A 5,488-nucleotide genomic window follows, 5' to 3' on the forward strand; every position below is an offset into this window, starting at 1 on the left:
AGAAATGTCGGCTGGGGAAATCGGCCGCCTCGGGGTGCATGCGCCCTTGGCGCGTGATGTCGTGGCGACATGGCTCGGGGATGCGCTCGATGAAGCGTTCGAAAAACGAGCGCCGACAATCCGTTACGCCCATTGCGCGCAGTTCGGGTTCGGTGACGAGGCTTTCGGCGGCCGGTTGCTGCACGACGGCCGGCAGTTGGCGGTGGTCGCCGATCAGAACGAAACGATCGATGAGCGGCCGCCCGTCGGTGTGCGCCATGATGAGCGGCAAGAGGTGCGGCTCGAGGAGTTGGGAGGCTTCGTCGATGACGGCCAGCGAAAAGTGCTTGCCGGTCATCTTCGTGACGGCCGAACTCAACGAGAGGGTGGTGCCCACCACCACGCGCACGTTTTGCACCAGTTGTTTCACCTCGTCGAGTTGTTTGAGTGCTCGGGTCTTGGCATCGAGCAGATAGTCGCGATAGCGCGGGTCGCAGTTCATCTCGTTGCCCACGCGCACAAAATCGATGCCGGCCTGCACCAATTTGCCACAAATCTCATCGACCGCGCGATTGGTGAAGGCGCCGAGCAGTACTTGCGCTGTGGGTTCGGCCAACTCTTCGCGCAGCAGGCTCATCAGGCCTTTGGAGGTCTTGCCCGTGCCGGGAGGGCCCAGAAGCAGAACACCGCGCGGGACCTTGGCACCCAGCCGGGTGAACTTCGCGGGGTCCTTCAGGAAATGGATGACCTCCTGCAGTTCCTCCTTGGACTCGTCGCAGCCCGCAACATCGTTGAACGTCACCTTGGGGCGGTTGTCCAGAAAAAGCTTTGCCTTGCTCTTGGCGAAGGACATCACCTTGCCGCCTCCGCCCTGCATGTTGTAGAGGAAGAATATCCACACACCGATCAGCAGAAGGGTCGGAAAGAGGGAGGAGAGCATCGTCACCCACCACGACGTCTTTTGCGGCGCCTCGACGGTGACGACCGCCCCCTTCTTCGCGGCTTCTTCCGCCAGGCCGGAGACATCGACCGCGTAGGTCAGAAAGCGGGTCCCATCCTTGAGCTCTCCCCGCAGCACCGCGGAGCTGGACTCCCCCGGAAGGGTGTTGTTGCGAATCTGCAGATTGCTGACGCGCCCCCCTTCCATCTCGGATAAAAACGAACTGTAGCTGACCTCGCTGTACGGCTTCTGAGCCTGCTCCGGCGTGAGGAACATGTTGACCACACTTACCACCAGAAGAATGAGGATCAGATAAAGGCCCAGGTTCTTGACTATCCGCCCCAAGACATCGCCACCTCTCCGAATATACCCCGCCCCGGGGGGCGGAGAATGAGATAAAAGAATGCAACAAGCCCTTTTGGCGCAAGATAAAAGTTCCGTTCGCCCCTCAAGAGAAATAGACGACGGATATACGCCAACTTTATAATTCTAACACCAGGCCGGGGACAAATAAAACGAGAAACCCCGCAAGGAATCAAGGAAGCGCCGATTAAAACAAAAACGCATATTTTGCCAGGATTAAATATGCAAAACATCTATAGGCAAAAATCTCCAGCGCTTCCCTAAAAATTTAACATGGGGGGCATGGATTAAATCAGCGCTTTCTTAAGGATCTTGTGCCATGGAAAGGTCTCAGGAACCGACGGCACTGACCGAGTGGATATCCGGGAGGTGCCGCCACCGTCCCGCGTAATCCAGCCCATACCCCACGACGAAGGCATCGGGCATGGAGAAGCCGCAGTAGTCCACATGAACCGCCACCTCGCGCCGTGCGCTTTTGTCCAGCAACACGCAGGTCTTGAGGCTTGCGGGTTTACGGGCGTGGAGGAGCTCCAGCAGGTAGGAGAGGGTGTATCCCGTGTCGATGATGTCCTCGACGATAAGGACGTGCCTGTCCTCGATACTGCTCCCGATGTCCCGCAGGATGCGCACGACGCCGCTGCTCTTCGTCGCGTTTTCATAGGATGAGACGGACATGAAATCGACGCGGACGTCCAGATCCTCGGGCATCCTCCGCACGAGATCGGTCAGGAAAAATACGGCTCCGTTGAGGATCCCCACCACCAGAAGCTCCCTGCCCCGCATGTCCGCCGCAATCCGGCCGGCCAAATCGGAGATGCGCTCCGCGATCTCCCCGCGCGAAAACAAAACCTTGTCGATCCTGTATTCCTGCTCCACCACAACCCCAACCTCCTCGAAACCATGAAAAAGGGCGAAAGGCTCAAAAAGGGACCGCCCCATCAGGCTGCCGCTCCCAAGAGACAAGGGAGGAACCGCCTCTGACCGTCACGCCCCCTCCCCAAAAGAACCGGAAGCCCTTCCTGCCATCCAGCAGACGGGCAAGCTCCAGACAGCGCGCCCGGGACAGGACGGGCAACTTCAAACGGCGCGCCAGCTCACGAATCAGAAGGGCCCGATCCCGGAGGGACAATCCGGCGAGGGCCTCACGCCCCATCTCGACCGGCAAAGCAAAACGCCCTACCCCCAAGGACTCGGCCAGTTCGGCGCCGCGCCGCTCCTCCTCCTCCCGATACCCGCGCATCTCCTCGGCAAACGCCGCCAGATGCTCGACGGCCCCTGCGTTCACCCGCTCCACCGCCAGGGGCAGAAGCGACCGCCGAAGGAAGTTGCGCGTGTGCCTCAGGTCCTCGTTCGAGCTGTCCTCGCGCCAGGGGATCCCGCGGCAACGCAGGATATCCCTCAAAAATCCCCTCCTCAGGGAAAGGAGCGGCCGAAAAAAAAGGCCCCGCCTCTCGGGCATCCCCACACACCCACGGACCCCCGTACCACGGATGAGGTTGAAGAGCACCGTCTCCGCCACATCGTCCCGATTGTGCCCCAGGGCGATCCCCACGGCGCCGCAGTCCTCCGCTGCACGGGTCAGGCCCTCATACCGCATTCTCCTGGCGGCGGCCTCGAGCGACTCCCCCCGCACCCTTCCTCGGGGCACATCGATACGGACCTCGCGAAAGCCGACATCCCAAGCCGCGGCCATCCGCCGCACGAAGGACGCATCCGCATCGGACTCCGCGCCTCGAATGCCGTGATTCACATGTACGGCCAGGACGGGCCCTCCGTAAAGCGCTCGAAAAAGCCACAGGAGCGCCAGGGAATCCCCACCCCCCGAGACGGCTGCCAGGATGGTCCCCCTGACGGGGAGCCATCCCTGGCGCCCTCCCGTCTCGAAAAAAAAACGCGCCAGAGCATGCAGCGAAAGGGTGTACGGAATATCCCGGCTGCGTTCCCGAAGCCTCTCCCCGGGGGCCAGACGATCCAAAGCCGCCCGATAGAAGGACTCCATCGACCGTTCGTTCCCTTTCAGTTCACGACCTCCGTGCCGTCCTCGAGGGGAAGCTCCTCCTCCGCATCTTCCGGGGATGGCGACGCCGATTTTCCTTCCTTAGCGGCCTCCGCCCCACCGTAGAGCATACGATAAACGGCCAGATTGCCCGAGACCTTCTGGACGTAATCGCAGGTCTCGTTGAAACGGACCTCCTCGATCCACCGGTCGGGCTCCAGGGCATCCCGGCCGTCCCCGAGCCATTTGCGGGCGTTGCCCGACCCCGCGTTGTAGGCGGCCATGATCCAGTCCTCCCGCGCGAAGGACCTGCCGAGCCAGGACAGGTGAGAGGTCCCCATAGAGATATTGTCCTTTATATTGTAGATGTTGTATTTCTTCAGCCCCATCCGCTTGGCCTCGCCTTTGGCAGTGCCCGGCATGAGCTGCATGAGCCCGGACGCGCCGACATGACTCGTGGCCCTGGGCTTGAAAGCACTCTCCTGCCGCATGACGGCCCAGACGAAGTGATCCTCGACTCCATAGGTTTTGCAGGCATCCTCCACCTGAGCCCGGAAGGGCCGGGGATAGAGCGCCTCGAGATCGGACCGGTAAAGGGTCGTGCCCAAGGTCATCAGCCCGGTCAAACGACGCGCCTGGTCGTAGACGTCCTCGAACCCAAGCCAGCGGGCCAGTTTCAGGGCGCGGTAAAGGTCCCGGGCCGAGGCACCCTGAGCCTGAAGCTTCAGCCGGGCGTAGAGGACGAACCCCCACAGCTCCAGTTCGCCGGGTTTCGAGGCAAGCGACGGATTCTCCCCGTCCAGCAGCCTGATCGTGCCGGGGCGCGCCAGGAAAGTATACAGGGAAAGGGGATGGTCTCGTGCGAGGGCATCCAGGGTTCTCTCCGACTCGGCCGATTTGCCCGCCGCCCTCTGCGCGTGCGCGATCCAATAGAGGATGCGCGCCTTCCGAGCCCCATCCACCCCTGGGGCATAGGCCTGCTTCCAGAGGCGCACGGCCTCATCCGGTCGTCTCCCGTCCAGGCTCGCCCAGCCGCGCCGCCAGAGGACGTCGAAGGCATAGGCCGTATCGGGATACCCCACGATCAGCCGGTCCTCCAGCTCCGTCCTCCGCTTGTCGCCGACGAGGCCGCTCAAGATTAGAAGCGCACGCGCCTGGACCTTGCCCTTGCGCTTCTCGACGATGCGCTCCAACACCCCGGCGGCGGCCTCCTTATCGCTCCGCGCAAGGACCCCGATGCGCCGAACGGACGCCTCCGCGTAGGCGTTCCCGTTCAGGGCCAGCGCCCCCCACAGGCTCAGCGCCTCCGCGCTGCGCTTCATCCGAAAGAGCGACCAGGCCCGATGATACGCTGCCTTCCGCCCCTCCGCGGAGCCGACGGGTACGGGGGCCAACCGCTCGACCGCCGTCCTGTCGTCCTTGACCAGATGGGCATAGACGCCCAAGGCTACCCGAACGGACTGCGGCCACGGCTTCTTATGGCCTGCCAGTACCTCGGCCGCCGCCTTGTTGCCGGCCTGCAGCCTGAGGAGGCTCAAGGCCTGAGCGGTTCGGTCCTTCGGCTGGCCCGGAAGGCGAATGAGGCGGGAGAGGGCATAAATTCTGCGTTCTTTCGTATCGGCGGTCTGGAGCATTCGTTCCAGGGCCGTCTGAATTTTCTGGGGTTCCCCATCCTTCAGCAGGCGATGCTGGGCCGCGGCGATGTAATATTTCAGCTCCCTCGGGGCGGATTTCCAAAGCCGTTCCGACAGGCTCAGGGCCTCCTCGGTCCGCCCCACCCTCTCGTAGCCCAACAGGAGGGTCATATCGGCATAGGGACGGATCCCCTGGGGAAAGGCATTCCCCTGTGCCTCCAAGATCGAGACCGCCTCGGGCCATTTGCCGCGGAGGCGCAGGGCGTTGACCATCAAGGCGTGATCCCGGGGGGATTTGTCCCGCTTCGAGGCATAGGCCTCGTCCATTGCGGCCCAGGAACGCCGCCAGAAGAGATCGTAGAGTTTGCTCTCCGCAGCCGAGGCTGGGGAGAGGAGACCGACCAGGCAGAAGAAAACGACGAGACTCAGGAAGGTACGCGCTCCCGAAGCAAAAATTTTTTTCAGCATGGATTCTCCTTAACGAAATACAAAAAATTGGCGGGCTTGCCGAAACGTGCCCGCCTCCTATTAGGGCACCTCTTATTCGGACGCCTCTTATCGTGCGCCTCCTGTCGG

Annotated in this window: 4 protein-coding genes; all 4 read right to left on the reverse strand. The window is 62.2% G+C overall.

The annotated features are described in order from the left end of the window. Positions 1 to 1,264: ATP-dependent metallopeptidase FtsH/Yme1/Tma family protein (locus Q0176_RS00100; RefSeq protein WP_299297816.1), on the reverse strand; the 1,264-nt coding region annotated here is incomplete at its 3' end. A gap of 348 nt (positions 1,265 to 1,612) precedes the next feature. After that, positions 1,613 to 2,161 (reverse strand): hypoxanthine phosphoribosyltransferase, encoded by a 549-nt coding sequence (hpt, locus tag Q0176_RS00105; protein ID WP_314718948.1) that lies wholly within the window; start codon positions 2,159 to 2,161, stop codon positions 1,613 to 1,615. Positions 2,162 to 2,201: 40 nt separating this feature from the next. Next, entirely contained in the window at positions 2,202 to 3,281 is a 1,080-nt protein-coding gene (gene tilS, locus Q0176_RS00110; RefSeq protein WP_299297818.1) for a tRNA lysidine(34) synthetase TilS, read from the reverse strand. A 17-nt stretch (positions 3,282 to 3,298) separates the two neighbouring features. Beyond that, on the reverse strand, positions 3,299 to 5,380 hold the full coding sequence (locus Q0176_RS00115) for a tetratricopeptide repeat protein (RefSeq protein WP_299297820.1): 2,082 nt from the start codon (positions 5,378 to 5,380) through the stop codon (positions 3,299 to 3,301). Between the last annotated feature and the right edge of the window lie 108 nt (positions 5,381 to 5,488).

It is taken from the genome of uncultured Fretibacterium sp. (assembly GCF_938040765.1).
Taxonomy (GTDB): Bacteria; Synergistota; Synergistia; order Synergistales; family Aminobacteriaceae; genus CAJPSE01.

What these genes read in the sequence shown, in the direction of transcription:
- tilS (WP_299297818.1), bottom strand. Translation starts at nt 3,281, where the DNA reads ATGGAGTCCTTCTATCGGGCGGCTTTGGATCGTCTGGCCCCCGGGGAG.
- Q0176_RS00115 (WP_299297820.1), bottom strand. Translation starts at nt 5,380, where the DNA reads ATGCTGAAAAAAATTTTTGCTTCGGGAGCGCGTACCTTCCTGAGTCTC.